This window comes from Mycobacterium sp. NPDC050441, from assembly GCF_040655355.1.
Lineage (GTDB): Bacteria > Actinomycetota > Actinomycetes > Mycobacteriales > Mycobacteriaceae > Mycobacterium.
Window position 1 is genome coordinate 88,464 of sequence record NZ_JBFAJS010000013.1, and the last position, 26,495, is coordinate 114,958.

Consider the following 26,495-nt stretch of genomic DNA (forward strand, 5'->3'; position numbering starts at 1 on the left):
GTTAGGTCTACCCGTGATTTCCAAACTGTTAGTCGCCAACCGTGGCGAGATCGCCATCCGCGCGTTCCGTGCTGCCTATGAGATGGGCATCGCGACGGTGGCGGTGTATCCGTATGAGGATCGCAATTCGCTGCATCGCCTGAAGGCCGATGAGTCGTATCAGATCGGCGAGATCGGCCATCCGGTACGGGCGTACCTGTCGGTGGACGAGATCATCAGGGTCGCCCAACATTCCGGCGCGGACGCGGTGTACCCGGGCTACGGATTCCTGTCCGAGAACCCGGAACTGGCGGCCGCCTGCGCGGAGGCGGGCATCACTTTCGTGGGGCCCTCGGCCCAGGTTCTGGAATTGACCGGCAACAAGGCGCGGGCGATCGCGGCCGCGAAGGCGGCGGGCCTGCCGGTCCTGGCATCGTCGGCGCCCTCGTCGTCGGTCGATGAATTGGTCGCTGCGGCACGGGATATGGCGTTCCCGCTGTTCGTGAAGGCGGTGTCCGGCGGGGGTGGGCGCGGAATGCGCCGGGTAACCGACCCCGAGGCCCTGCCCGAGGCGGTTGAGGCGGCTTCGCGTGAGGCGGAGTCGGCGTTCGGTGATCCCGCGGTGTACCTGGAGCAGGCCGTCATCAACCCGCGCCACATCGAGGTGCAGATCCTTGCCGATACGCAGGGCAACGTGATGCACCTGTTCGAGCGGGATTGCAGTGTGCAGCGGCGGCACCAGAAGGTGATCGAGTTGGCGCCGGCGCCGAACCTGGACCCTGCACTGCGCGAACAGATTTGCGCGGATGCCGTAGCGCTGGCTCGCCAGATCGGCTACAGCTGTGCGGGCACCATCGAGTTCCTGCTCGACGAGCGCGGTCATCACGTGTTCATCGAGTGCAATCCTCGGATCCAGGTGGAGCACACGGTGACCGAGGAGATCACCGATGTGGACCTGGTCGGCTCACAGTTGCGGATCGCCGCCGGGGAGAGCCTGGCCGATCTGGGTTTGAGCCAGGACTCGTTGGTCATCCGCGGGGCGGCGATGCAGTGCCGGATCACGACCGAGGATCCGGCCAACGGATTCCGTCCGGATACCGGCCGGATCACGGCGTACCGGTCCCCGGGTGGTGCGGGTGTTCGCCTGGACGGTGGCACCAACGTCGGGGCCGAGGTGTTGGCGCACTTCGACTCGATGCTGGTCAAGCTGACCTGTCGGGGTCGGGATTTCTCCACGGCGGTGGCGCGGGCGCGCCGTGCCCTGGCGGAGTTCCGCATCCGCGGGGTATCGACGAACATCCCGTTTTTGCAGGCCGTGATCGAGGATCCGGACTTCCGTGCCGGACGGGTCACCACCTCGTTCATCGACGACCGCCCGCAGCTTCTGACCGCGCACACCCCTGCCGACCGCGGTACCAAGATCTTGAATTACCTGGCCGATGTCACGGTGAACAAGCCCAACGGTGAGCGGCCGTCGGCGGTGTACCCACAGGACAAGCTGCCGGCGTTGGATCTGTCGACCGTGCCGCCGGCGGGCTCCAAACAGCGTCTGGTCGAGTTGGGGCCCGAGGGGTTCGCCCGGTGGATGCGGGACAGCAAGGCCCTCGGGGTCACCGATACGACGTTCCGCGACGCCCACCAGTCGTTGTTGGCCACGCGGCTGCGGTCCACCGGCCTGCTCAAGGTGGCGCCCTACGTGGCACGGACGATGCCGCAGTTGTTGTCCATCGAGTGTTGGGGTGGGGCGACTTACGATGTGGCGCTGCGGTTTTTGAAGGAAGATCCGTGGGAGCGGCTGGCCGCCCTGCGTGAGGCGGTGCCCAACATCTGTCTGCAGATGCTGCTGCGGGGCCGGAACACGGTGGGGTACACGCCGTATCCGGAGTTGGTGTGCTCGGCGTTCGTAGAAGAAGCAGCGGCCACAGGAATCGACATCTTCCGGATCTTCGACGCGCTCAACAACGTCGAGTCGATGCGTCCGGCGATCGACGCGGTGCGTGAGACCGGTACGGCGATTGCCGAAGTGGCGATGTCCTACACCGGGGATCTCAGTGACCCCGGCGAAAACCTGTACACGCTGGATTACTACCTGAAGCTGGCCGATCAGATCGTCGATGCCGGCGCTCACGTGCTGGCGATCAAGGACATGGCCGGGTTGTTGCGCCCGCATTCCGCGCACCTTCTGGTGAGTGCGCTGCGGTCACGCTTCGATCTGCCGGTACATGTGCACACCCACGACACTCCAGGCGGGCAGCTGGCCACGTATCTGGCGGCGTGGCAGGCCGGGGCGTCGGCAGTGGACGGTGCGGCCGCGCCGTTGGCGGGCACAACCAGTCAGCCGGCGTTGTCCTCGATCGTGGCCGCGGCCGCGCACACCGAGTACGACACCGGGTTGTCGCTGGGTGCGGTGTGTGATCTGGAGCCCTACTGGGAGGCGTTGCGCAAGGTGTATGCGCCGTTCGAGTCCGGGCTTCCGGCACCGACGGGACGTGTCTACACCCACGAGATCCCCGGCGGACAGTTGAGCAATCTGCGTCAGCAGGCCATCGCGCTAGGACTGGGGGATCAGTTCGAGGAGATCGAGACCGCGTACGCCGCGGCCGACAGGGTGCTGGGCCGGTTGGTGAAGGTGACCCCGTCGAGCAAGGTGGTGGGGGATCTGGCGTTGGCGTTGGTGGGCACCGGGGTCAGTGCGCAGGAGTTCGCCGCGGACCCGGCGAAGTACGACATCCCCGACAGCGTGATCGGTTTCCTGCGCGGCGAACTCGGTGATCCGCCGGGCGGGTGGCCGGAACCGTTGCGCACCAAGGCACTTGAGGGCCGGGGACCGGCCAAGCCGATCCAGGAGCTCTCGGTCGAGGATGAAGCGCTGTTGGCTGCGCCCGGCCCCAAACGGCAGGCGGCGTTGAACCGGTTGCTGTTCCCGGCACCGACCAAGGAGTTCGAGGGGCACCGCGAAATCTACGGCGACACCTCCGGCCTGAGTGCCAATCAGTTCTTCTACGGGCTGCGCTACGGCGAGGAGCACCGTGTCGAGCTCGAGCGCGGTGTGCAGTTGCTGATCGGTCTGGAGGCGATCTCCGATGCCGACGAGCGCGGGATGCGCACGGTGATGTGCATCCTCAACGGGCAACTGCGTCCGATCACGGTGCGAGACCGCAGCATCGCCAGCGAGGTCCCGGCCGCGGAGAAGGCCGACCGCAACAACCCGGATCATGTCGCGGCACCGTTCGCCGGAGTGGTCACCGTCGGTGTGGCAGCCGGCGACACCGTGGAAGCCGGCGCGACGATCGCCACCATCGAGGCGATGAAGATGGAAGCCGCGATCACGGCCCCCAAGGCCGGCACCGTCGAACGTGTCGCCGTGGCCGCCACGGCGCAGGTCGAGGGTGGTGACCTACTGGTCGTGGTGACCGGTTCGGCGGGCAGGAGCGAAGCGACCGGGGGATCGAGCTGACCCGGATCGTCGCGGGGACACTCGGTGGGCGCCGGATCGCGGTGCCCCGCAGCGGTACCCGCCCCACCTCCGACCGGGTCAGGGAGGCCGTGTTCAACGCGTTGACGGCGCGGCTGGATTTCACCGGATTGTCGGTGCTGGATCTGTACGCCGGTTCGGGAGCGCTTGGTCTGGAAGCGCTTTCGCGTGGTGCCACCTCGGCCACCTTCGTCGAGTCGGATGCGCGGGCGGCCGCCGTCATCGCCGAGAACATCACCGCGTTGGGCGTCCGCAACGCCGCGGTACGCCGGGGCAATGTGGACTCGGTGTTGGCCGGGGGTGCGACGCGGCCGGTCGATCTGGTTTTCGCCGACCCGCCGTACGACCTCGGTGACGCCGCGGTCGATGAGATGCTGACGGTGTTGGCCGCTGCCGGCTGGGTGGCGGCGGGCACCCTCGTCCTGGTGGAGCGGCGGTCGTCGAGTCAGCCGGTGAGCTGGCCGGAAGGCTGGGATGCGTTGAGCGCCCGGCGCTACGGTGACACCCGCGTCGAACTCGCCGAAGTGGGCTAGCGGGTCGGTCGCGCCGGCGGGGCCTGTACCGTCGTCACCCATGAGTGGCGCGGTATGTCCCGGCTCCTTCGACCCGGTGACCCTTGGCCATATCGACATCTTCGAGCGTGCGGCTGCGCAGTTCGATGAGGTCGTGGTGGCGATTCTGGTGAATCCCAACAAGAAGGGCATGTTCGACCTCGACGAGCGCATCGCGATGATCGCCGAATCGACCACGCACCTGCCGAATCTTCGGGTCGAGTCCGGGCAGGGCCTGGTCGTCGACTTCGTCAAGACGCGCGGTCTGACCGCGATCGTCAAGGGTCTGCGCACCGGCACCGACTTCGAATACGAGCTGCAGATGGCTCAGATGAACAAGCATGTGGCCGGTGTCGACACCTTTTTTGTGGCCACGACACCGCAGTATTCGTTCGTCTCGTCGTCGCTGGCCAAAGAGGTCGCCGCCCTGGGCGGCGACGTCTCGGCGCTTCTTCCCGAGCCGGTCAACCGCCGGTTGCAGGAGAAGCTCAACAGTTAGCCTGCGCCGGGCGCTGGGTTGTGAGCGAGTTTGCCGGCGGGATTTTGCACATGAGTCGACGTGGGTGGCGAACACGGGCGAACAAGCCCGTCGGCGACACACCGATTGTGCTCCCAAGTCACAGGCGTAACACCAGGCACACTGGTCACTGACAACGACGACCTGGAGGGTTTTGCCGTGTACCGAGTTTTTGAAGCGCTCGACGAGCTCGGCGCGATCGTTGAAGAAGCGCGTGGTGTGCCGATGACGGCCGGCTGCGTGGTGCCCCGCGGTGATGTGCTCGAGCTGATCGACGACATCAAGGACGCGATCCCCGGTGAGCTCGACGACGCACAGGACGTGCTGGATGCGCGCGATTCGCTGTTGCGCGAAGCCAAGGAACACTGCGAGTCGGTGATGGGCAAGTCCAACGCCGATGCCGACGGCATGCTCAATCACGCCAGGGGCGAGGCCGACCGGCTGCTCGCCGACGCGAAGGCGCAGGCCGACCGAATGGTCGCCGAGGCCCGTCAGCACAGCGAGCGCATGGTCGGGGAGGCGCGCGAGGAGGCGGCGCGACTCGCGGCCGCCGCGAAGCGGGAATACGACGCGAGCACCGGCAGGGCCAAGGCCGAGGCCGATCGCCTGACCGAGAACGGCAACCTGTCCTACGAGAAGGCCGTGCAGGAGGGCATCAAGGAGCAGCAGCGTCTGGTGTCGCAGACCGAGATCGTCTCGACGGCGACCGCCGAGGCCACCCGGCTCGTCGACGCGGCGCATGCCGAAGCCGACCGGTTGCGCGGCGAGTGCGACATCTATGTCGACAGCAAACTGGCCGAGTTCGAGGACTTCCTCAACGGCACGCTGCGCTCCGTCGGGCGCGGACGTCACCAGCTACGCACCACCGCGGGAACGCACGACTACGCCACCCGCTGACGACCGTGGGTGACGGTCGGTGCACTGCGTCGTGGTGTGGTCTGACGCCGCCGTAGGATCGATGCATGGCAACGCATGCGAGATCGGCTGGGCGGGGCGGGCCTGATCGGCGTAGTAATTCCCGATCGCCGCTGGTGATCGACGTCTCCCGGCTGGGCCGGCGGCCGGGTTCGTTTCTGGCCCACCAGGAGACGGTGCCCAGTCCGGTGCGTATCGGCGCCGAGCTGGTCGCCATCGAGAAAGGTGCGCCGCTCGAACTCGACCTGCAGCTGCAGTCGGTGTCCGAGGGAGTGCTGGTCATCGGGACCGTATCGGCTCCCACCGTCGGTGAATGCGCGCGCTGCCTGACTGCACTCACCGGCGACGTCGAGATCGAACTCACCGAGTTGTATGCGTACCCGGACAGCACCACCGACGAGACCACCGAGGCCGACGAGTTGGGCCGGGTGGGCGCCTCTGGTCAGGCCGACACCGTCAACCTGGAACAGCCGATCATCGACGCCGTCGGGTTGGCGTTGCCGTTCTCCCCGTTGTGCCGTCCGGACTGCCCGGGCCTGTGCCCCGAATGCGGTGTCGCGCTGGCCACCGCGGAAGCGGGACATCACCACGACAAGATCGATCCCCGCTGGGCCAAGCTGGCCGCGATGCTACCCGAGGATGAGCGGCCCGGGAGCGACGAGTGACCGATTCGCACGAGGCGCTGCTGGAGGCGCTCGGCGTCGGCCTTCCCGCCGAACTGCTCACCATCGCGTTGACGCATCGCAGCTACTCCTACGAGAACGGCGGCCTGCCCACCAACGAGCGGTTGGAGTTCCTCGGCGATGCCGTGCTGGGGCTGACGATCACCGAGGAGCTCTACCACCGTCACCCGGAACGCTCCGAGGGTGACCTGGCCAAGCTTCGCGCCAGCATCGTCAACACCCAGGCGCTGGCCGATGTCGGCCGTGGGCTCACCGAGGGCGGTCTCGGCAGCCACCTGTTCCTGGGCAAGGGAGAGGAGAACTCCGGTGGCGCCGACAAGTCCAGCATTCTCGCCGACGGCGTCGAATCCCTGCTCGGCGCAATCTATCTGGAGTACGGGCTGACCACTGCCCGTGAGGTCATCCTGAGGTTGTTCGGTGCGCTGCTCGACACCGCCCCGACGCTCGGAGCCGGACTGGACTGGAAGAGCAGCCTGCAGGAGCTGACCGCATCACGCGGGCTCGGTGCCCCCACCTACGTGGTGACCTCCACCGGGCCTGATCACGACAAGGAGTTCTCGGCGACCGTGGTGGTGGCCGATGTCGAATATGGCAGAGGTGTGGGGCGTAACAAGAAAGAGGCCGAGCTCAAAGCTGCGGCCGCGGCCTGGACCGCACTCGACAATGCGTGAGCACCGATGCCCGAACTACCCGAGGTAGAGGTAGTCCGCCGCGGGCTACAGGAACATGTTGCGGGCAAATCGATTTCGGCGGTACGTGTGCATCATCCGCGTGCCGTACGCCGTCACGAGGCCGGTCCCGCCGATCTGACCGCGCGACTGCTGGGCGCCCGCATCACCGGAACCGGACGCCGGGGCAAGTACCTCTGGCTGACGCTGGGGGAGGATGGCAGCGAGGACGCGACCGATGCCCTGGTGGTGCATCTGGGGATGAGCGGCCAGATGCTGTTGGGGCCGCTGCGCGACGACCGGCATCTGCGGATCGCCGCGCTCCTCGACGACGGCACGGCCCTGAGCTTCGTCGACCAACGGACGTTCGGGGGCTGGCAGCTGGCCGATCTGGTGACGGTCGACGGCGCCGCGTTGCCTCAGCCTGTCGCTCACATCGCGCGCGATCCGCTCGACCCGCAGTTCGATCGAGACAGCGTGGTTACCGTGTTGCGGCGCAAGCACTCTGAGATAAAACGTCAGCTGCTCGACCAGACCGTGGTGTCCGGTATCGGCAACATCTACGCCGACGAGGCGCTGTGGCGGACCAAGGTCAACGGCGCCAGGACCGCCGCGCAGCTGCCGCGCCGCCGATTGGCCGAGGTGCTCGACGCCGCCGCTGCGGTGATGACCGATGCACTGAGCCAGGGCGGCACGTCGTTCGACTCGCTGTATGTGAACGTCAACGGCGAATCCGGTTATTTCGAACGGTCTTTGGACGCCTACGGTCGCGAAGGGGAGCCGTGCCGGCGGTGCGGTGCGGTGATGCGCCGTGACAAGTTCATGAACCGGTCATCGTTCTACTGCCCGCGGTGTCAGCCCCGTCCCCGGGGCTGACGCGCGCCTCACCCGAGGCGGATCAAGGCATGCTGGGCATGCCCGGCATGTCGGACATGCAGATCTTCCACGATCCGCTTTCCTTGCGCAGGTACAGCTTGCCGGGGCCCGCGCTGCTCGAGATGTCGACGACGGCCTTGCTACCGGTCACCGTGATCTTGGTGATCTCCGCCGATCCACTGGAGTCGGTGGTCTTCGGGATGTCGATCGCATCCAGGCCGCCGATCTTGTCGAAGAGGTCGCGATCCGCCTGGCAGAAGTAGGGCAGGGCCTCGTTGAGGTCACTGGAACTCGACATCACCTCATCGAGGAAATCCCGCACCTCTTTCTCGGCATCGCTGGAGCCGGAGGACTGTGACGAGCCCGCGGTGTTACGGCCCCCGCTCGAATTCGATTCGCCCTTCAACGCGAAGATCAGGACGCCGCCGAGTACGACCACCACAGCCAGCACGGCGCCGCCGATCGCCAACCACTTACGGTTGCCGCCGCCTGGCGGCTGGGGAGTGGGGTATCCGTACGGCGGTTGTGGCGCACCGTAGGGCTGCTGAGCTCCGTAGGGCGCTCCGTACTGCTGGGGTGCTCCGTACGGCTGGGGTGCACCGTAGGGCGCTCCGTACGGAGGCTGGGGCTGTTGCGGCGCTCCATACGGCTGTTGCGGTGCGCCGTAGGGCGAGCCGTAGGGCTGCTCAGGCTGCTGGGGCGCTCCATAGGGCGAGCCGTAGGGCTGCTCAGGGTTGGCGCCGGTGTTCGTCGGATATCCCTGAGGCCCGCCCGGCTGATACGGCTGCTGCCAGGGCTCGGGAGAGCCCGATGGCGGGGTGGGCGGATTACTCGGCGGGTACGTCACGGTGCTCCTCGGCGAAGTCGGTCTGGCCGAGTCTATCGTCGCTGCGTCGTTCGCCGCCGTGGTGAACTGGGTCCCAAGCTGGGCGTGCGGCGATTACCCCTGGAATAACCGCGTGTCGCGACGTGTAGAAATACCGCATGACCGAACTTTGGGTTGACCGCACCGGTGTCCGCAGGTATGTCGGACGCAGTTCGCGCGGTGCAGAGGTGCTGGTGGGCAGTGAGGACGTCGAGGGCGTGTTCACCCCCGGCGAGCTGATGAAGATCGCGCTCGCGGCGTGCAGCGGAATGTCCAGCGATGAGCCGCTGCGGCGGCGTCTGGGCGACGACTATCCGGCGACTATCCGGGTATCGGGACCGGCGGACCGGGAGCAGGAGCGCTACCCGCTGCTGGAAGAGAAACTCGAAATCGACGTGTCGGGCCTTTCGGAGGCCGAGGTGGCCCGGGTGTTGACCGTCGTCGAGCGCGCGATCGACCAGGTCTGCACGGTCGGCCGCACCCTCAAATCCGGCACCGAGGTGAAGTTCGAGGTCGCCACTCGATGACCGGACCGCACCTACCTGAAGCCGGGCCCGACGCCGAGGTGCGGCTGAGCGCCTGGGTGCATGGTCAGGTGCAAGGCGTGGGGTTCCGGTGGTGGACCCGATCGCGCGCGCTGGAGCTCGGTCTGACCGGGTTTGCTTCGAATCGGCCGGACGGCCGGGTGCACGTCGTGGCCCAGGGCCCGCGCGAGAGATGCCAGCGATTGCTTGAGCTGCTGCAGAGCGGTCAGACCCCGGGGTCGGTGGATCATGTCGTCGCAGATTGGGCGGATGCCGACGCCCCGATGGCGGGGTTCAACGAACGGTAGCCGAGTCGGCGGTAGGGTAAATCGCCGTGCACCTCAAGAGTCTGACGCTGAAGGGCTTCAAGTCCTTCGCCTCTCCGACGACTCTGCGGTTCGAACCCGGCATCACCTGCGTCGTCGGCCCCAACGGGTCGGGCAAATCGAACGTCGTTGACGCCCTGACCTGGGTCATGGGTGAGCAGGGCGCCAAGACCCTGCGCGGCGGCAAGATGGAGGACGTCATCTTCGCCGGCACGTCCTCGCGGGCACCGCTGGGCCGCGCCGAGGTGACGCTGACCATCGACAACTCCGACAACGCGCTGCCGATCGAGTACTCCGAGGTGTCGATCACCCGCCGCGTGTTCCGCGACGGTGCCGGCGAATACGAGATCAACGGCAGCAGCTGCCGATTGATGGACGTCCAGGAACTGCTCAGTGACTCCGGCATCGGCCGCGAGATGCACGTCATCGTCGGCCAGGGCAAGCTCTCCGAGATCTTGGAGTCGCGCCCCGAGGATCGCCGCGCCTTCATCGAGGAGGCCGCCGGGGTCCTCAAGCATCGCAAGCGCAAGGAAAAAGCGGTCCGCAAGCTCGACTCGATGGCCGCGAACCTGGCCCGCCTGACCGATCTGACCACCGAGTTGCGCCGCCAGCTCAAGCCACTGGGCCGCCAGGCCGAGATGGCGCGCCGTGCGGCGACGATTCAGGCCGATCTGCGTGACGCGCGGCTGCGCCTCGCCGCTGACGACCTGGTCAGAAGGCAGGTCGAGTTCCACAACACCAATCAGGCCGAGACCACACTGCGTCGCGAGCATGACGAGGCGACCGTCCGACTGGAAGCCTCCACCGTCGAACTGCAGGCACACGAGGCCGCGGTGGCGGAGCTGACCCGCCGCGCCGAGGCCGCCCAGCAGACCTGGTTCCGGGCCTCGGCCCTGGCTGAACGGGTGAGCGCTACGGTGCGGATCGCGACCGACCGGGCACAGCTGTTCGAGTCCGAGACGGAGGTCTCCACCGGGCAGGATCCGGAAGCCCTGGAGGCCGAGGCCAACGAGGTTGCCGAGCTGGAGATGGAGCTGCTCGGCGAGCTCGAAGAGTCGCGCATCGTTCTGGAGAGCGCCCGTGCCGAACTGGCCGAACGTGAGCAGCGCGCCGCCGAGGCCGAGCGGGCGCACCTGGCCGCGGCACGGGCCGAGGCCGACCGTCGCGAAGGGCTGGCCAGGTTGTCCGGGCAGGTCGACACGATGCGTACCCGGGTCGAGTCGATCGACGACGGCGTCATGCGGATGTCGGTCAACATCGAGGAAGCTGCGGCCAAAGCCCAACTGACACAGGCCGAATTCGAGACCGTTCAGAGCCGCGTCGGCGAATTGGATGCCGGTGAAATGGGTCTGGACGAGCAGCACGACCGTTCGGTGGCGGCCCTGAGGCTGGCCGATGAACGGGTGGCCGAACTGCAATCCGCCGAGCGTGCCGCCGAACGGCAGGTCGCGTCGCTGCGGGCCCGGATCGAGGCCCTCTCGGTCAGCCTGGACCGGCGCGACGGTGCCGCCTGGTTGCAGAAGAACCACCCTGGCTCAGGGCTTTTCGGCACCATCGGGGAATACCTGAAGGTGCAGCCGGGGCACGAGGTGGCGGTGGCCACAGTTCTGGGTGCGGCCGCCGACGCGTTGGCCGCCGAGGATTTCGGAGTCGCCGCTGCCGCCGTCGCCGCGCTCAAGGAATCCGACGGCGGCCGGGCCGCCCTGCTGTTGGGGGACTGGAAGGTCAACGGCGCCTCAACCTCGGGGGTGCTTCCCGACGGTGCGATCTGGGCCAACGACGTGGTCACGGTCCCGGACCGCCTGCGGGGGGCGATCACCGCGATGCTCGCCGGGGTGGCCGTGGTGACCGATCTGCCTGCTGGGGTGCAGCTGGTCTCGGCGCGCCCGGACCTGCGTGCGGTGACCGCCGAAGGTGATCTGGTCGGCGCCGGCTGGATCAGCGGCGGGTCCGACCGCAAACCGTCCACGCTCGAGATCAGTTCCGAGATCGACAAGTCCCGCCGCGAACTGGAGACCGTCGAGCGGCAGACCGGTGAGTTGGCGGCTGCACTGTCGGGTGCGCTTGCCGAGCAGGCGGCTCGACGGGAGGCGGCCGAAGAGGCGATGGCCGCGCTCAACGAATCCGACGCTGCGATCGCGGCGATCTACGAGCAGCTGGGCCGGCTGGGACAGGATGCCCGCGGCGCCGGTGACGAGTGGCAGCGGTTGATCCGGCAACGCGACGAGCTCGAGGCCGGACGCACCAAGACGGTCGAGGAACTCACCGAACTCGAGTCGCGGCTGCACAACGCCGAACAGCTTCCGATGTTCGAGGCCGAGCCGGTGGACCGTCAGACCTCGATGGCGGCCGCGGAGGCGGCGCGTTCGGTCGAGGTGGAGGCCCGTCTGTCGGTGCGCACCGCCGAGGAACGCGCGAATGCGGTTCGCGGACGCGCTGATTCACTCCGCCGGGCAGCGGCCGCCGAGCGCGAGGCCCGGGTGCGTGCGCAACGGGCCCGCGAGGCGCGCGCACATGCGGCCCGGGTGGCCGCGGCCGTGTCTGAGTCGGGACGCATTGTGGCCCAACGGTTGAGCGCGGTGGTGGCGGTGGCCTCGCGGATGCGTGACGAGCTGTCCACCGAGCGTCAACTGCGTGGCACGGCGCTCTCCCAGGTGCGCGAGGTGGTCACCGAACTCAACGCGAGGATCACCGCTCTCACCGATTCCCTGCACCGTGACGAGATGGCCAAAGCGCAAGCGTCACTCCGTATCGAGCAGCTCGAGGCGCAGGTGCTCGAGCAGTTCGGGATGCCTGCGGCGGATCTGATCGCCGAGTACGGCCCGCAGGTTGCGTTGCCGCCCAGCGACTTGGAGATGGCGGAGTACGAGCAGGCGCGTGAGCGGGGTGAGCAGGTCATGGCGCCCGCGCCGATGCCGTTCGACCGGCCGACCCAGGAGCGCCGGGCCAAGAAGGCCGAACGCGAGCTGTCGGAGTTGGGCCGGGTGAATCCGCTTGCGCTGGAAGAGTTCGCGGCGCTGGAGGAACGCTACAACTTCCTGTCGACACAACTAGAGGACGTCAAGGCTGCGCGCACCGATCTGCTGGACGTGATCGCCGATGTCGATACCCGGATTCTGCAGGTGTTCACCGAGGCCTATGTCGACGTGGAGCGCGAATTCGAGCAGGTGTTCTCCACCCTGTTCCCCGGTGGTGAGGGACGCCTTCTGCTCACCAATCCTGCCGACATGCTCACCACGGGAATCGAAGTCGAGGCCAGGCCGCCGGGCAAGAAGATCAAGAGACTGTCGCTGCTGTCGGGTGGCGAGAAGTCGTTGACCGCGGTGGCCATGCTGGTGGCGATCTTCCGGGCCCGCCCGTCGCCGTTCTACGTGATGGACGAGGTCGAGGCCGCGCTCGACGACGTGAACCTGCGCCGGCTGATCAGCCTGTTCGAGCAGCTGCGGGAGAAGTCCCAGCTGATCGTGATCACCCACCAGAAGGCCACCATGGAGGTCGCCGACGCGCTCTACGGTGTGACCATGCGCGGTGACGGCATCACCACCGTGATCTCGCAGCGAATGCGAGGTCAGGAACTGGCCGCCAGCCCGGGCTGAATCGCGGGCGCTACGAGCCTGTTCGGTAGATCGACGGCGGTCCCCAGCCGGGTCCGCTGAAGCAACCGTCGCCGGTCTGCGTCGCGCATCCGTTCACCTGGGCGGGCGCCGGGGGTGGAGGCGTCGATGTGGTCGAGGCCGCCTCCAGTGTCACGTACGACGTTTTCATGACCGGCGCGGCCGATACGGTGCGCTCCTTGTAGAACGCCTTGATCTCGACCTCTGGCGGCAGCTTCTGGCCGGCATTGACGACCAGGCTCCATTTGCCGTCTGAGACATTCGTTCCCGCCGTCCAGATCGGATCGGCGGCGTCCGACGGACTGATCATCACGCCGACCGCCTCGACACGCGGGATCGCCGAACCCGCAACGGTGACCTTGGTACCGGAGTCGCTGAACGTCACGGAGTCGACCGAACCACGATCGGAGCTCTGGACCTCGGTGACAGGCGCCGAAGGCACGTCGTTGTGCTGGGTGATCGTCGTGAGGATGGACGGCATGGCTGCGATGAGCGCGCCGCCGAGGGTACCGATCAGCCCGATCATGGCCGCACTCCTGGCGGTCGGTTTCTTGCTGGTACTTGTGCGGCGACGTTTCGCGCGCGGCGGGGTCGTGGTGCCGACGGCTTGTGAGTTCGTAGTCATGACAGTGGGCCTTGTGTCTGGGTCCCGGCGGGTTGTCGGTTCGGGTACAGAGATGATCACGCGACGATCACGAACCACGCATGCGTAGTGGACTACTCGAATGTCCTGATCTCACGCGCGCCCCGCAACCGTCAGCTGGGATCGCGGCGGGCACATGGCGCCGCACGTGGCGGTGAGGTCCGGATTCCCCCGTGGATCCGGACCTCACCCCGCAATTCGAAGGATCTGTGCAGCTACGCCGCGTCGGAGTGTCCGGCGCGATGCTGACGGCGCGGCTTACCTTGCGTATCGCTGTCTTTCGTTTTCGCCGTCCCGAACTTGGGCTGGGCCGAACCACTTTCGTCGGAGTGGGGAATTCTGCGGGTCGGTCGCGGGTCGTCGCCTGATACCTCGGCCTTTATGTCATCCGAGGCCTTCTTGGGCGAGAGCGCCTGCCGCAGTGACTGCCGGATTCGCTCAGACGTCGGTCTCGGCTTCAGTGGCACCTCGGTATCGACCTCGGCCTTGACTTCGGGGTCGGCCTCGGCCGCGACGGTGGTATCGACGTCGGTCTTGACTTCAGGATCGGTAGTCTCGGGATCGGCTTTCGGGGTGTTTGCGGCATCCTGGGCGAGGGGGGCGTTGTCGGTTGACGGGTGGATACCCGTCAGGTGCAGGCGGGTGCGTTCCAGCGGTGACACTGCCGGCACCGGGGTGTTGAGCGTCACCTTCCCCGGAGCCGATTTATCAAGTGTGGCAACGGTTTCTGTGTGGACACGGGCAGTGTCGCCGGTCTTGATACCCAAGTCGGCGAGTGCATTGCGCACGCCCTCCTCGGCTGCGGCGCGCAGGTCCGATGCCAGCTTGTCGAGATCGATGCGGGGTATCAGCCCGGCGCGGGTCGGAACCCCCATGTTCGCCGGCGTGCGGTCATAGCCGAGTTCGATCAGTACCCGCAGGGTCGGCTCGACCAGGTCGAGCGCCGGCGTCAGAATTCCTATGCCGCGCAATGGCTGTAGCAGCGGAAGGTGCTCGGTGTGCACCAGGTAGTAGGTGGTGTTGCCGGAGGTGTAGGACTGGTACGTACTCGGGTCGTTCAGGTTGACCACCGATGACCCGTAGTTCGGGTGCAGGTAGATGTAGCCCATCAGGGCGTTGAGATCGGCCAGCACGTTGAGTGGGTATTTGGGAAAGTCGGCGATCAGGTCGTACTGGCGGGCTACGTCGATCGTCTGATACTCGTCGTCCGGGGTGGCGCCGTCGAAGCTGACTCCGAGGATCGGTATGTAGAGACCTTCGAAGCGGGCGAGGATTCCGCCGTTGGGCCGGTTGGGGTTGGCCACGAACACGAAGGACAACTCGTCAGCCGAGGGGACCGTGGCGCCCTGCGCGCGAAGCTCGGCGAGATTGCGCTTCTCCCGGGTGGCGATGTTGGCGCTCTGTGAGTAGCCGACGACGACTTTGTCTCCCGGGGTGGTCAGCACGGCGTTGTTGAGGCTCAGGACGCCGCGGGCGACCGAGGTGTCGAAGCTGATGTCAGTCAGGCTGGTCGCGGGCCAGAACTGCTCTGGCGTCGACACCCATTTCAAGTCGTCTTCATCGAGGTGCCGGTCAGACAGATAGGTGTTGTTGACCTGGTCCACGTAGGTACCGGAACCCCATTGGTGCGGATCTCCCAGCGCCTTCATCCCGGTTCCGCCCATGATGAGTGCAGTAGCCGCCAGTTGAACCAGCGTGGACATGCTCGCCGTCACGACCAGCCCGACTGTGCCGATCAGAGCGACCAGCGTCAGTGCTACCCCCCGAAGCACACGAATGTGCATTCTCGTCCTCCCTTTCGAAAAATTTCATGGGAAGGACCACATGCTGACCAGACGCTGAAGCCATTCCCGACCCATCTGGATCGTGAACTACCTCGAGCCCTGTTGTCAGCGAATTCAAATAAATAGGACGAAAGAAGATAAAGCCACAGTTGAACGAGGGATTTTAATAGAGTGGACCATCACGGCAGCTAAGCCGTAGATGATTTCTACGGCTTGCGCGGGCGCGTTCTTCAGGTCGCGTGGTGAACGGAATATACCGCCTCGGTACGTTCGTGTACCAAAGTTTTCGGCAATCGCCTACGCCGATGTTCCGGCCCGCTCGTATGTGGGCCATGTGCCGGAGCGAAGCCGCGCAACGGGGCCGATCGTTCGCGGGTGGCCGCCCTGAGACAATGGCGGCGTGACAGAAGGTGCGTTGTTGGGTCTGTGGATCGCCATTGCGGTCGTCGCTGTACTGGTCGTCGTCGCCCTCACGGTGGGAGTGGTGCGTTACCGGCGGCGGCGGATCAGCCTGTCGGAACGAGACGCCTCGAAACCGATCGACCGCTCCGGCGGCTACACGGCTTCCTCGGGCATCACGTTCAGCAAGTCGGGCACCCCGACGCTCGAACGCATCGACGCCAGCGGACTGCCAGCGGTCGGCGATGACGCCACCATTCCGCGGGACGCACCCAAACGCACCATCTCCGACGTTCAACTGCCGGAGCCGCCGGTCGAGTCCGCCGCACCCGAAGCACCGCCGGCGCCCGAGGAATCCGCAGACTCGGTCGCCGCACCGGCAATCCCCGATGAGCCGGCCGCGCCGGAAGTAGCTGCCGCCGAGCCCACCGAGCTTCCGGCCGAGGCTCCCGACGCCGTGGCCGCCGCCGTGGAGGACATCGCCCCGGCCGAAGGGCGCATGGACCGGTTGCGGGGCCGCCTCGCCAAGTCTCAGAACGCGTTGGGCCGCAGCATGCTCGGGCTCCTGGGCGGCGGTGATCTCGACGAAGACTCATGGGAGGCCGTCGAGGACACCCTGTTGATCGCCGACCTGGGCCCGGTGGTCACCGAGTCCGTCGTCGCCGCCTTGCGCGAGCGGATGGCCAGCAAGGGCGTGCGCAGCGAGGCCGACGCCCGCGCGGTGCTGCGCGAGGTACTGATGTCGGAGCTGCGGCCCGAGTTGGACCGTTCGATCAAGGCGCTGCCGCACGACGACAAGCCGTCGGTGCTGTTGGTGGTCGGTGTGAACGGCACCGGCAAGACCACCACGGTGGGCAAGCTGGCGAGGGTTCTGGTCGCCGACGGCCGCCGCGTGGTGCTCGGCGCGGCCGACACATTCCGCGCCGCGGCCGCCGATCAGTTGCAGACCTGGGCTGCGCGCGTCGGGGCGGAGGTGGTGCGCGGGCCCGAAGGTGCGGATCCGGCATCGGTGGCGTTCGACGCCGTCGACGAGGGTGTCAAGGTCGGCGCTGACGTTGTCGTCATCGACACCGCAGGCCGCCTGCACACCAAGACCGGCCTGATGGACGAACTCGGCAAGGTCAAGCGGGTGGTGGAGAAGCGCGCCGCCGTCGACGAGGTGCTGTTGGTGCTCGATGCCACCATCGGCCAGAACAGTCTGCCGCAGGCCAAGGTGTTCGCCGAGGTCGTGGACATCACCGGGGTTGTGCTGACGAAGCTCGACGGCACCGCCAAGGGCGGCATCGTGTTCCGGGTTCAGCAGGAACTCGGCGTACCGGTCAAGCTCGTCGGACTCGGTGAAGGGCCCGACGACCTCGCACCGTTTGAGCCTGCGGCGTTCGTCGACGCCCTGCTGGGCTAGAAAAAACCCACGGAAACGCACGGTGTAACACCGGCGAAACGCAGCCTGCCTATCCGTTCACACGAGCGAAACGCGACGGCGTCGTAGCCGAAACATCCACTCAGCATTGTCTTGACCAGGTCAATGGCCGTGAATCCTTGCGGCCGTGGTGTGGTGAAGGAGGAAACTGCGAGTGGAGCAATTCCCGATATTGGGTGCACCGGACACCGGTGACACGGCATGGATGCTGGCCGCCGCCGCGCTGGTGCTGTTGATGACGCCGGGTCTGGCCTTCTTCTACGGCGGCATGGTGCGCGCCAAGGGCGTGCTCAACATGATCATGATGAGCGTCAGTGCGATGGGTGTCGTCACGGTCCTGTGGGCGTTGTACGGCTACTCGGTTGCGTTCGGTGACAACACCGCAGGCGTGATCGGCGACCCCGGGCAGTTCTTCGGTCTCAAGGGTCTGATCGGAGCGAACGGCTCGGCCGATGCGCCCATCGCGCTGGTCGGCACCATCCCGGCCACCGTGTTCGTGGGCTTCCAGCTGATGTTCGCGATCATCACCGTCGCGCTGATCTCCGGTGCTGTCGCCGACCGCATCAAGTTCGGCGGCTGGCTGCTGTTCGCCGCGCTGTGGGCGACCGTTGTCTACTTCCCGGTGGCGCACTGGGTATTCGACTTCGACGTCAAGGGCTCCGACGGTGAGACCGTTATCCACCACGGGGGATGGATCGCCAACCAGCTCAAGGCAATTGACTTCGCCGGCGGCACCGCGGTGCACATCAACGCCGGTACCGCGGGCCTGGTCCTGGCCATCATCCTCGGTAAGCGGCTGGGCTGGCCCGGTACGCCGATGCGTCCGCACAACCTCCCGTTCGTGATGCTCGGCGCCGGCCTGCTGTGGTTCGGCTGGTACGGATTCAACGCCGGTTCTGCGGTGTCGGCCAACGGAGTTGCGGGTTCGACCTTCGTCACGACCACGGTGGCGACCGCAGCGGCCATGCTGGCCTGGCTGCTCACCGAGCGCATCCGCGACGGGCACGCCACCTCCCTGGGTGCGGCGTCGGGCATCGTTGCCGGGTTGGTGGCGATCACGCCGTCCTGCTCGTCGGTGAATGTGGTGGGCGCACTGGTGATTGGTGTTAGCGCAGGCGTGCTGTGTGCTCTGGCGGTGGGCTTGAAGTTCAAGTTCGGTTTCGACGATTCGCTCGACGTGGTGGGTGTCCACCTGGTGGGTGGCATCGTCGGCACGTTGATGGTCGGCCTGGTGGCGACCAAGGAAGCACCTGCCGCCGTTGTCGGTCTGTTCTACGGTGGCGGGTTCGATCAGCTGTGGCGACAGGCGGTCGGGGCCGGTGCTGTTCTGCTCTATTCGGCGGTGGGTACCGCTATCTTGGCGTTGATTGTCAAATACACCGTGGGCCTGCGCCTGGACAAAGAAGAGGAGGCTTCCGGTATCGACGAGTCCGAGCACGCTGAGAGCGCTTACGACTTCGTCGCTGTCGGAACCGGTTCTGTTCTTGGTCGTCACGGCGGGGAGGAATAAGGGAATATGAAGCTGATCACTGCGATCGTCAAGCCGTTCACGCTGGAGGATGTCAAGACCGGCCTGGAGCAGACGGGCATCCTGGGGATGACGGTCAGCGAGGTACAGGGCTACGGCAGGCAGAAGGGCCACACCGAGGTCTACCGCGGTGCCGAGTACTCGGTCGACTTCGTGCCGAAGGTCCGGGTGGAGGTGGTCGTCGACGATTCCGCTGTCGACAAGGTCGTGGACGTCATCGTGCAGGCGGCCCGCACCGGCAAGATCGGTGACGGGAAGGTCTGGGTCAGCCCGGTCGACACCGTTGTCCGCGTCCGCACCGGGGAACGGGGCTCCGACGCCCTGTAGCCGCGGCCGGTCGTTGAGGTAGACGACCGAGTCTCCCGGTCAGGAAGCGCGATGGCAGGTAGTCGACCGGGGGAGGAGTCCAAATGACAGAGCAGCAGCCAGAATCCGCCCACGAGCCGGCCGGAGCCTCCGGGCAGGAGGGTCCGGCCGGCTCGCCGCGGCCGGCCAACGATCTGGCGGCGGCCACCCAGCAGTTGCTCACCGGCGGATCCCGTCAACTGGATGCGACCGGTCTGCGGGAGGCGTTACTCGACCTGTACGAATTCTGGCTCACCACAAAGGCTGCCGAGATCGGGATCACGGCGACCAGTGGGTTCGCCATCGTGGCCACCGGTGGTCTGGGCCGCGGCGAGATGTTGCCGTACTCGGACCTCGATCTCATGTTGCTGCATGACAACATGCCCGTCGAGCTGGTCTCCGAGGTGGCCGAGAAACTCTGGTATCCCTTGTGGGACGCCAATATCCGTATCGATCACAGTGTGCGCACCGTGCCCGAAGCCCTCAAGGTCGCTGGTGAGGACATCGCGGTGGGTCTGGCGATGCTCGATGCCCGTCATATGGCCGGTGACGCCGATCTGTCGGCGCTACTGGTCGGCGGGGCGCGCCGGCAGTGGCGGATCGGAATCGCCTCGCGGTTCGACGAACTCGTCGAGCACGCGCAGGCGCGCTGGCACCGCAGCGGCCAGATCGCGCACCGCGCCGAACCTGACCTGAAGTCGGGCCGCGGAGGTCTGCGCGACGTACAACTGCTCAACGCACTCGCGATAGCGCAATTGGCCGACGTCTATCCGAGCCGGGCGCTGGCGTCACCGACCGGAACACTCGGCGGTGCCCACTTGTCATTGCTGAATGTGCGCACCGAACTGCACCGTGTCTCCGGCCGTGGCCGGGAACTGTTGTTGGCCCAGCATGCCGATGAGATAGGCGCGGCGCTGCGGATCGGGGATCGGTTCGACCTTGCCCGCACCCTGTCGGATGCGGCCCGGACTGTCAGCTACTACGTCGACTCCGGTATCCGTACGGCCGCCAACGCCTTACCTCGACGGGGGTTCGCCGCGCTCCGCCGTCCGGTGCGCCGCCCGCTGGACGAAGGAGTTATCGAATACGCCGGTGAGGTGATCCTCGCCCGCGACGCGCGCCCGGAACGCGATCCGGGTCTGATCCTGCGGGTCGCCGCGGCGTCGGCCGCTACCGGGCTGCCGATGGCGGTGTCCACGCTGAGCAGGCTGGCCGAGACCGCACCGGAACTGCGTACCCCGTGGCCGCGCCAGGCCCTCAAGGACCTACTGGTGTTGCTCGCGTCCGGGCCCGCAGCGGTCGCCACCATCGAAGCCCTGGACCGCACCGGTCTGTGGGGCCGGCTGTTCCCGGAGTGGGGTGCGGTGCGGGATCTACCGCCGCGGGATGTCGTGCACATCTGGACAGTTGACCGGCACCTGGTCGAAACTGTCTCGCAGGTAAGTGCTTTCACGACCCGCGTGTCACGTCCCGACCTGCTGTTGCTGGGTGCACTGTGCCACGACATCGGCAAGGGCCGCGGCGGCGACCACAGCGTGATCGGTGCGGAGTTGGCCACCCAGATCGGCACCCGGCTGGGTCTGTGGCCGTCGGACATCGACGTGCTGTCGAAGATCGTCCGGTACCACCTGTTGTTGCCGGACACCGCGACGCGTCGAGATCTGCAGGACCCCAAGACCATTGACGGGGTAGCCGATGCACTCGGTGGGGACATGGTGCTGCTGGAGCTGCTCCACGTCCTGGCCGAGGCCGACTCACTGGCCACTGGACCGGGGGTGTGGGGGGACTGGAAGGCATCGCTGATCGGCGATCTGGTGCGACGGTGCCGGCTGGTGATGGCAGGTGAACCGCTGCCGCAGCCCGATCCGATCGAGCCGCGGTTCATGGCGTTGGCCGCTGACGCCGGCGTCCATGTCGAACTCACCCCGGGCGACGGTCCGCACATCTACAACGTGACGATGATCGCCGCGGACCGGCGTGGCCTGCTGTCCAAGGCGGCCGGCGTGCTCGCGTTGCACTCCCTGCGGGTCCACTCGGCGTCGGTCAACAGCCACGAGGGCTCGGCGATCAACACCTTCGTGGTGTCACCGCACTTCGGTGCGCCACCGCCGGCCGAACTGCTGCGCCAGCAGTTCATCCTCGCGCTCGACGGCGAACTGGACGTGATCGGTGCGCTGGAACGCCGCGACCACGAGGCCGCCCAGCATCCGACCACCCGCGCCGGCGAGATCCTGGCCTCGGTGCCGGCCAACCACGTGCCCGCCCCGCCGCGCATCCTGTGGTCGCCGGGCACGGCTCCCGAAGACCTGATCGTCCAGATCCGCACGATCGACCGGTCGGGTCTGTTGGCCCGGTTGACCGCGGTGTTCGAGCGTGACGGGGTGGATGTCGCCTGGGCGAAGGTCACCACGCTGGGATCTTCGGTGATCGACGTCTTCTGTATCACCGCACCGGCACTGGCCGGCGACGAAGCACGACGGGCCGCGGTACGCGAGGAACTGGAGCGCGACATGTTCGCGATCCTGCCCGCGCCGCCGCCGGCCAAGCCGACGAAACCGGCTGAGCACGCCAGCTGATCCACACCGATAGGTGATGATTGCCGCCGCCTCCGTATGGATATGGTGTGCCCGCGCCGATCCCAACCGCACCACCGATTGCCGAGCGAATCCCTCCCATCGGGCAGATCCTGATCAGCGCGCTGCTGGTGCTTCCGACGATCGCGATCTTCTACATAGGCTCGCGGCCCTTCCGGCGAGAATGGCTCCACGAGTGGCCGCTGGGCGTGGCGATGTGGATCCCAGGGGTTCTCCTCGCGCTGTATTTCGTGGTCGTCGTCGCCTGCTGGACTCGGCGAGGTCGTCGGCTTGTCGCAGTGGCGATCGCTGGCGCCGTGGCATTGTTCGACACAGCGCTGTCTGTAGGCGCAACAACATTTGGACGGTCGGCCTGGTGGGGGCAGTGGTGTCCGCTCTTGTTGTGCGATGGATCCACCAGACGGAGGTTGTCGACGTCTTCAAGGCCTCCTCCAGTTGGATCAACGCATCGGCCGTCGAGGTGGGTGCCTTCGTGTTGTCCTGCCTGATCTGCTGGGCGCTCGACGCGATAGCTTCCGCCTCACGGCGGCCGGCCACGCCACAAATCCCGGGCCGCTAGGCTTACCACGTGTTTGAGAGCCTGTCTGACCGGTTGACCGGAGCCCTGCAAGGCCTACGCGGCAAGGGGCGGTTGACCGACGCCGATATCGACGCGACCGCGCGCGAGATCCGGTTGGCCCTGCTTGAGGCCGACGTCTCGCTGGCCGTGGTGCGTGCCTTCGTCGCGCGCATCAAGGATCGCGCCAAGGGCGCCGAGGTCTCCGCCGCGCTGAATCCCGCGCAGCAGGTGGTCAAGATCGTCAACGAGGAGCTGATCGGCATCCTCGGCGGCGAGACCCGTCAGCTGGCCTTCGCCAAGAACCCGCCGACGGTGATCATGCTTGCCGGTCTGCAAGGTGCCGGTAAGACCACGCTGGCCGGGAAGCTGGCGAAATGGCTCAAGGGCCTGGGCCACACCCCGTTGCTGGTGGCATGTGACCTGCAGCGGCCCGGTGCCGTCAACCAGCTGCAGATCGTGGCCGAGCGCGCCGGTGTGGCTTCCTTCGCCCCGCACCCGGGCACCGCACCCGATGGCCTCGAGATCGGTGGCCACGGCGATCCGGTGGCGGTCGCGTCGGCCGGTATGGCCGAGGCGCGTGCCAAGCACTTCGACGTCGTCATCGTCGACACCGCAGGCCGGCTGGGTATCGACGACGAGCTGATGGGCCAGGCCGCGGCCATCCGTGACGCCGTGCAGCCCGACGAGACCCTGTTCGTCCTCGACGCGATGATCGGTCAAGACGCCGTCGCCACCGCCGAGGCGTTCCGCGAGGGCGTCGGCTTCACCGGCGTCGTGCTGACCAAGCTCGACGGCGACGCCCGTGGTGGCGCGGCCTTGTCGGTCCGCGAGATCACCGGTGTGCCGATCCTGTTTGCCTCCGCGGGGGAGAAGCTCGAAGACTTCGACGTCTTCCACCCCGACCGGATGGCCAGCCGCATCCTGGGCATGGGCGACGTGCTCACCCTCATCGAGCAGGCCGAGCAGGTCTTCGATCAGCAGAAGGCCGAGGAGGCCGCTGCCAAGATCGGCTCCGGTGAGCTGACGCTGGAGGATTTCCTCGAGCAGATGCTGGCGATCCGCAAGATGGGCCCGATCGGAAACCTGCTGGGCATGCTGCCCGGGGCCGGCCAGATGAAGGACGCGTTGGCGGCGGTCGACGACAAGCAGCTGGACCGGGTGCAGGCCATCATCCGCGGCATGACCCCGGCCGAGCGGGCCGATCCGAAGATCATCAACGCCTCACGCCGGCTCCGTATCGCCAACGGCTCCGGTGTCGCGGTGTCCGAGGTCAATTCGCTCGTGGACAGATTCTTCGACGCCCGCAAGATGATGTCGTCGATGGCCGGCCAGATGGGCATGCCCTTCGGTCGCAAGAACTCGCCGCGCAAGGCGGCCAAGGGCAAGAACAAGCAAGCCGGTAAGGGCAAAGGCAAGGGTCGCGGCCCGACACCGCCGAAGAACCCGTTTGGCGCACCCGGGGCGCTGCCCGCAGGTTTCCCGGACTTGTCGAACATGCCCAAGGGACTCGACGAACTGCCGCCCGGTCTGGCTGATTTCGACCTGTCCAAACTGAAGTTTCCGGGCCAGAAGTAATCGATGGCCCTGCACATTCGCGGTCGGGGACTCCCTGACTGCGAGGAAGTGCAGTGGTGGATCCAGCATGGTGTTTTGTCGGCGGAGCCGATCGCCAACGCCGACACCGTCTTTGACGGCGGCTGGATCATCCCGGGTCTCGTCGACGCACACTGTCACGTCGGCCTCGGCCCCGGCGGTGTGGTGTCGCTGGACGAGTCGGTGGAGCAGGCCGAAACCGAGCGTGATGCCGGCGCGCTGCTGCTGCGTGACGCCGGATCGCCGGTGGACACCCGTGGCTTCGACGACCGCGAGGACCTGCCACGCATCATCCGGGCCGGACGGCACCTGGCCCGGCCCAAGCGCTATTCGCCGGGGTTGCCGATCGACATCGAGGACGAGTCGCAACTGCCCGCCGCCGTGGCCGAGCAGGCCCGGTGGGGCGACGGCTGGGTGAAACTGGTCGGTGACTGGATCGACCGGGGGGTCGGGGACCTGGCACCGCTGTGGTCCGACGAGATCCTCAAAGCCGCGATCGACGCGGCCCACGCCGAAGGTGCGCGGGTCACCGCGCACGTGTTCGGCGAGGAGGCTTTGCCCGGGCTCATCAAGGCCGGGATCGACTGCATCGAGCACGGCACCGGGATCACCGACGACACCATCGAATTGATGCTCGAACGCGGTACGGCGCTGGTGCCGACCCTGATCAACATCGACAACTTCCCCGGCATCGCCGATGCGGCGGGCAAGTATCCGGCGTACGCCAAGCACATGCGTGACCTGTACACGTCGTGCCGCACCCGGGTCGGTGCGGCCTACGAGGCCGGGGTGCCGATTTTCGCGGGTACCGACGCCGGCGGCATGATCGCGCATGGCCGCATCGCCGACGAGATCGAGGCACTCAAGGGCATCGGGATGAGTCCCACCGCCGCACTGGGGGCGGCCAGTTGGGATGCGCGGGCCTGGTTGGGCCGGCCGGCGCTGGAGCACGGGGCATCGGCGGATCTGGTCTGCTACACCGAGGATCCGCGACACGGCGGCGTCAGTCACCCCGACCTGGTGATCCTGCGCGGCCGGGTGTTCTGACCTCGCGGCTGATACTCAGTACACGTCCCGCAGGTACCGGTGGGTTTTGATCAGGTCGTTGACGTAGGCGTGCGCAGCATCGGCATCCATCGAGCCGTTGTCGGCGATGATCTCGTGCAGGGTGGCGTCGACATCCTTGGCCATGCGGTCGGCATCACCGCACACGTAGAGGTACGCACCGTCCTGTAGCCACGCGAACAACTCCGCGGCGTTCTCCAGCATGCGTTGCTGCACATACACTTTCGTACTCTGATCGCGGGAGAAGGCCATGTCCAGCCGGGTCAGCGTGCCCGACTCGACGAATCCCGTCAGCTCGTCACCGTAGAGGAAGTCCGTGGCCCGGCGCCGGTCCCCGAAGAACAGCCAGGACCGACCCGGCGCTGCGGCGGCCTGCCGCTCCTGCAGGAACGCCCGGAACGGCGCGATACCGGTACCGGGCCCGATCATGATGATCGGCACATCGCCGGCAGGCAGCCGGAAATGATGGTTGGGGCGCAGGTGGACCCGGACCGTCTGCGTGCGCTCGGCCAGATATGTGGAGGCCACGCCGCCATGTCGGCGGTCGGCGGCGGGGTAGCGCACGGTGGCCACGGTCAGATGGATGTGATCGGGATGGATCAAGGGGCTCGATGCGATCGAGTAGTCGCGGAACTGCAACGGGCGCAACGTATCTACGACGTCATCGACGGTGAGATCGGCCCGCCTGATCAGATCGAGGACATCCTCACCGTAGGCGGCGGTACCGGCCAACTCCTGCAGCGGTCGCGACGGCGTCCGGATCTCCAGGTGCTCGGTGAGCAGGACACCCAAGGTCTCCTCCGTGTCGGCGACCCGGTGTTCTGGGCCCACCTTGAGTTCGGCCAGGATCGCCGCCACCAGGCGGGGATCGTTGGTCGCGTGGACGGCCAGTGAATCGCCGGCCTGGTAGGTGATCCCGGAACCGGTGATGTCGAGCTCGTAGTGGCGGACCTCCTTGTCGGATTCTGCCGCGGTGAGCAGTCTGTTGGCTGTCAGGGCAGCCCCGAAGGGGCGGTTGCGATCCTGGGTGCGAGTCGGGGGATCGGCCGGGGCGGTCTCAACGACGGCGGCGGGCGCGGCTGGGCCGGCCTGAGCTGCGGTGAGCTGTTTGACGAGGTCGGTGGTCCAGGCCGCGGCAGGTTCCTCGTAGTACCCGTCGACGTCCACCCGGTCGGCGATCCTGGTGGCGCCCAGCTCTTCCAGTCGTACATCAAGGAGTTTTCCTGCGTTGCAGAACAATTCGTAGGACGTGTCACCGAGGGCCAGGACTGCGAAGCTCAGGTGCTCCAGCCGCTCGGTGGAAGCGCTGATCGCCTCCCAGAACAACGTGGCGGTGTCGGGGAACTCGCCATCGCCGAAGGTTGAGGTGACCACGATGAAATGCGTTGCGGTACTGAGCTGGCCCAGTTCCACCTGGTTGAGTTCGACGGCCTCGGCGGGAATCCCGGCGGCGGTGGTGGCCTCGGCGAACGACATCGCAGCGTCTTCGGCGTTGCCCATGTCGGTGCCATAGGCGACCACCAACGAGAACTCACGGTCGGACACATCGGCTCCCCTCGTCGCGCGCGGGCA

General features: G+C 66.9%; 21 protein-coding genes. 17 read left to right on the forward strand and 4 right to left on the reverse strand.

All coding sequences use genetic code 11. The annotated features are described in order from the left end of the window. The first annotated feature begins 13 nt into the window (after positions 1 to 13). The 7 genes from AB0I14_RS29635 to mutM all read left to right on the forward strand — a co-directional run bounded on the left by AB0I14_RS29635 (position 14) and on the right by mutM (position 7,664). Complete coding sequence (locus AB0I14_RS29635; RefSeq protein ID WP_358029702.1) at positions 14 to 3,436, forward strand: pyruvate carboxylase; 3,423 nt, start codon at positions 14 to 16, stop codon at positions 3,434 to 3,436. Further along, on the forward strand, positions 3,433 to 3,987 hold the full coding sequence (gene rsmD, locus AB0I14_RS29640) for a 16S rRNA (guanine(966)-N(2))-methyltransferase RsmD (RefSeq protein WP_358029916.1): 555 nt from the start codon (positions 3,433 to 3,435) through the stop codon (positions 3,985 to 3,987). Before AB0I14_RS29635 ends, rsmD begins: the two co-directional genes overlap by 4 nt. A gap of 40 nt (positions 3,988 to 4,027) precedes the next feature. Continuing rightward, positions 4,028 to 4,504 (forward strand): pantetheine-phosphate adenylyltransferase, encoded by a 477-nt coding sequence (coaD, locus tag AB0I14_RS29645; RefSeq protein ID WP_358029706.1) that lies wholly within the window; start codon positions 4,028 to 4,030, stop codon positions 4,502 to 4,504. Positions 4,505 to 4,681: 177 nt separating this feature from the next. Continuing rightward, on the forward strand, positions 4,682 to 5,419 hold the full coding sequence (sepIVA, locus tag AB0I14_RS29650; RefSeq protein WP_358029709.1) for a cell division protein SepIVA: 738 nt from the start codon (positions 4,682 to 4,684) through the stop codon (positions 5,417 to 5,419). Positions 5,420 to 5,484: 65 nt separating this feature from the next. After that, the gene (locus AB0I14_RS29655; RefSeq protein ID WP_358029712.1) at positions 5,485 to 6,102 is read left to right on the forward strand and encodes a DUF177 domain-containing protein; all 618 of its coding nucleotides are present in this window, start codon (positions 5,485 to 5,487) and stop codon (positions 6,100 to 6,102) included. Continuing rightward, positions 6,099 to 6,791 carry a ribonuclease III gene (rnc, locus tag AB0I14_RS29660; RefSeq protein ID WP_358029715.1) on the forward strand — a complete coding sequence of 231 codons (693 nt, stop codon included), beginning with the start codon at positions 6,099 to 6,101 and terminating at the stop codon, positions 6,789 to 6,791. The genes AB0I14_RS29655 and rnc overlap by 4 nt, the downstream gene beginning before the upstream one ends. A gap of 6 nt (positions 6,792 to 6,797) precedes the next feature. Then, on the forward strand, positions 6,798 to 7,664 hold the full coding sequence (mutM, locus tag AB0I14_RS29665) for a bifunctional DNA-formamidopyrimidine glycosylase/DNA-(apurinic or apyrimidinic site) lyase (protein ID WP_358029718.1): 867 nt from the start codon (positions 6,798 to 6,800) through the stop codon (positions 7,662 to 7,664). Between the two features lie 22 nt (positions 7,665 to 7,686). Here the strand turns inward: mutM and AB0I14_RS29670 are convergent, their stop codons facing one another. Further along, positions 7,687 to 8,511: a hypothetical protein gene (locus tag AB0I14_RS29670; protein WP_358029722.1), complete on the reverse strand. Its 825-nt coding sequence runs from the start codon at positions 8,509 to 8,511 to the stop codon at positions 7,687 to 7,689. 137 nt (positions 8,512 to 8,648) lie between these two features. Here AB0I14_RS29670 and AB0I14_RS29675 point away from each other — a divergent pair, with 137 nt between their 5' ends. From AB0I14_RS29675 to smc, 3 genes are read left to right on the forward strand one after another with little or no spacing between them, the layout of a single operon-like run. Further along, positions 8,649 to 9,056, forward strand: coding sequence for an OsmC family protein (locus AB0I14_RS29675; RefSeq protein ID WP_358029725.1), 408 nt, complete (start codon positions 8,649 to 8,651; stop codon positions 9,054 to 9,056). Beyond that, positions 9,053 to 9,361 carry an acylphosphatase gene (locus tag AB0I14_RS29680; RefSeq protein ID WP_358029728.1) on the forward strand — a complete coding sequence of 103 codons (309 nt, stop codon included), beginning with the start codon at positions 9,053 to 9,055 and terminating at the stop codon, positions 9,359 to 9,361. Before AB0I14_RS29675 ends, AB0I14_RS29680 begins: the two co-directional genes overlap by 4 nt. 26 nt (positions 9,362 to 9,387) lie before the next feature. Next, positions 9,388 to 12,975 carry a chromosome segregation protein SMC gene (gene smc / locus AB0I14_RS29685; RefSeq protein WP_358029731.1) on the forward strand — a complete coding sequence of 1,196 codons (3,588 nt, stop codon included), beginning with the start codon at positions 9,388 to 9,390 and terminating at the stop codon, positions 12,973 to 12,975. Between the two features lie 10 nt (positions 12,976 to 12,985). On the opposite strand, the gene AB0I14_RS29690 is transcribed toward smc, so the two are convergent. Both AB0I14_RS29690 and AB0I14_RS29695 read right to left on the reverse strand, forming a co-directional pair. Then, positions 12,986 to 13,519 (reverse strand): hypothetical protein, encoded by a 534-nt coding sequence (locus AB0I14_RS29690; protein WP_358029734.1) that lies wholly within the window; start codon positions 13,517 to 13,519, stop codon positions 12,986 to 12,988. 332 nt (positions 13,520 to 13,851) lie between these two features. Then, positions 13,852 to 15,420 (reverse strand): PE-PPE domain-containing protein, encoded by a 1,569-nt coding sequence (locus tag AB0I14_RS29695; RefSeq protein ID WP_358029737.1) that lies wholly within the window; start codon positions 15,418 to 15,420, stop codon positions 13,852 to 13,854. A 415-nt stretch (positions 15,421 to 15,835) separates the two neighbouring features. Here AB0I14_RS29695 and ftsY point away from each other — a divergent pair, with 415 nt between their 5' ends. The 7 genes from ftsY (at position 15,836) to AB0I14_RS29730 (ending at position 24,905) form a co-directional block, all read left to right on the forward strand. Then, positions 15,836 to 17,221, forward strand: coding sequence for a signal recognition particle-docking protein FtsY (ftsY, locus tag AB0I14_RS29700; RefSeq protein ID WP_358029918.1), 1,386 nt, complete (start codon positions 15,836 to 15,838; stop codon positions 17,219 to 17,221). 172 nt (positions 17,222 to 17,393) lie between these two features. Next, positions 17,394 to 18,749, forward strand: a complete 1,356-nt coding sequence (locus tag AB0I14_RS29705) for an ammonium transporter (RefSeq protein WP_358029740.1) — start codon at positions 17,394 to 17,396, stop codon at positions 18,747 to 18,749. Positions 18,750 to 18,755: 6 nt separating this feature from the next. Beyond that, entirely contained in the window at positions 18,756 to 19,094 is a 339-nt protein-coding gene (locus AB0I14_RS29710) for a P-II family nitrogen regulator (RefSeq protein WP_102142927.1), read from the forward strand. A gap of 83 nt (positions 19,095 to 19,177) precedes the next feature. Continuing rightward, positions 19,178 to 21,688 (forward strand): [protein-PII] uridylyltransferase, encoded by a 2,511-nt coding sequence (locus AB0I14_RS29715; RefSeq protein WP_358029744.1) that lies wholly within the window; start codon positions 19,178 to 19,180, stop codon positions 21,686 to 21,688. A 385-nt stretch (positions 21,689 to 22,073) separates the two neighbouring features. Next, positions 22,074 to 22,265: a hypothetical protein gene (locus tag AB0I14_RS29720; RefSeq protein WP_358029746.1), complete on the forward strand. Its 192-nt coding sequence runs from the start codon at positions 22,074 to 22,076 to the stop codon at positions 22,263 to 22,265. Positions 22,266 to 22,274: 9 nt separating this feature from the next. Beyond that, positions 22,275 to 23,840 carry a signal recognition particle protein gene (ffh, locus tag AB0I14_RS29725; RefSeq protein ID WP_358029749.1) on the forward strand — a complete coding sequence of 522 codons (1,566 nt, stop codon included), beginning with the start codon at positions 22,275 to 22,277 and terminating at the stop codon, positions 23,838 to 23,840. A gap of 3 nt (positions 23,841 to 23,843) precedes the next feature. Further along, positions 23,844 to 24,905 carry an amidohydrolase family protein gene (locus AB0I14_RS29730; RefSeq protein WP_358029752.1) on the forward strand — a complete coding sequence of 354 codons (1,062 nt, stop codon included), beginning with the start codon at positions 23,844 to 23,846 and terminating at the stop codon, positions 24,903 to 24,905. A 15-nt stretch (positions 24,906 to 24,920) separates the two neighbouring features. Here AB0I14_RS29730 and AB0I14_RS29735 read toward each other — a convergent pair whose 3' ends face one another. Further along, positions 24,921 to 26,423, reverse strand: a complete 1,503-nt coding sequence (locus AB0I14_RS29735; RefSeq protein ID WP_358029921.1) for a sulfite reductase flavoprotein subunit alpha — start codon at positions 26,421 to 26,423, stop codon at positions 24,921 to 24,923. Between the last annotated feature and the right edge of the window lie 72 nt (positions 26,424 to 26,495).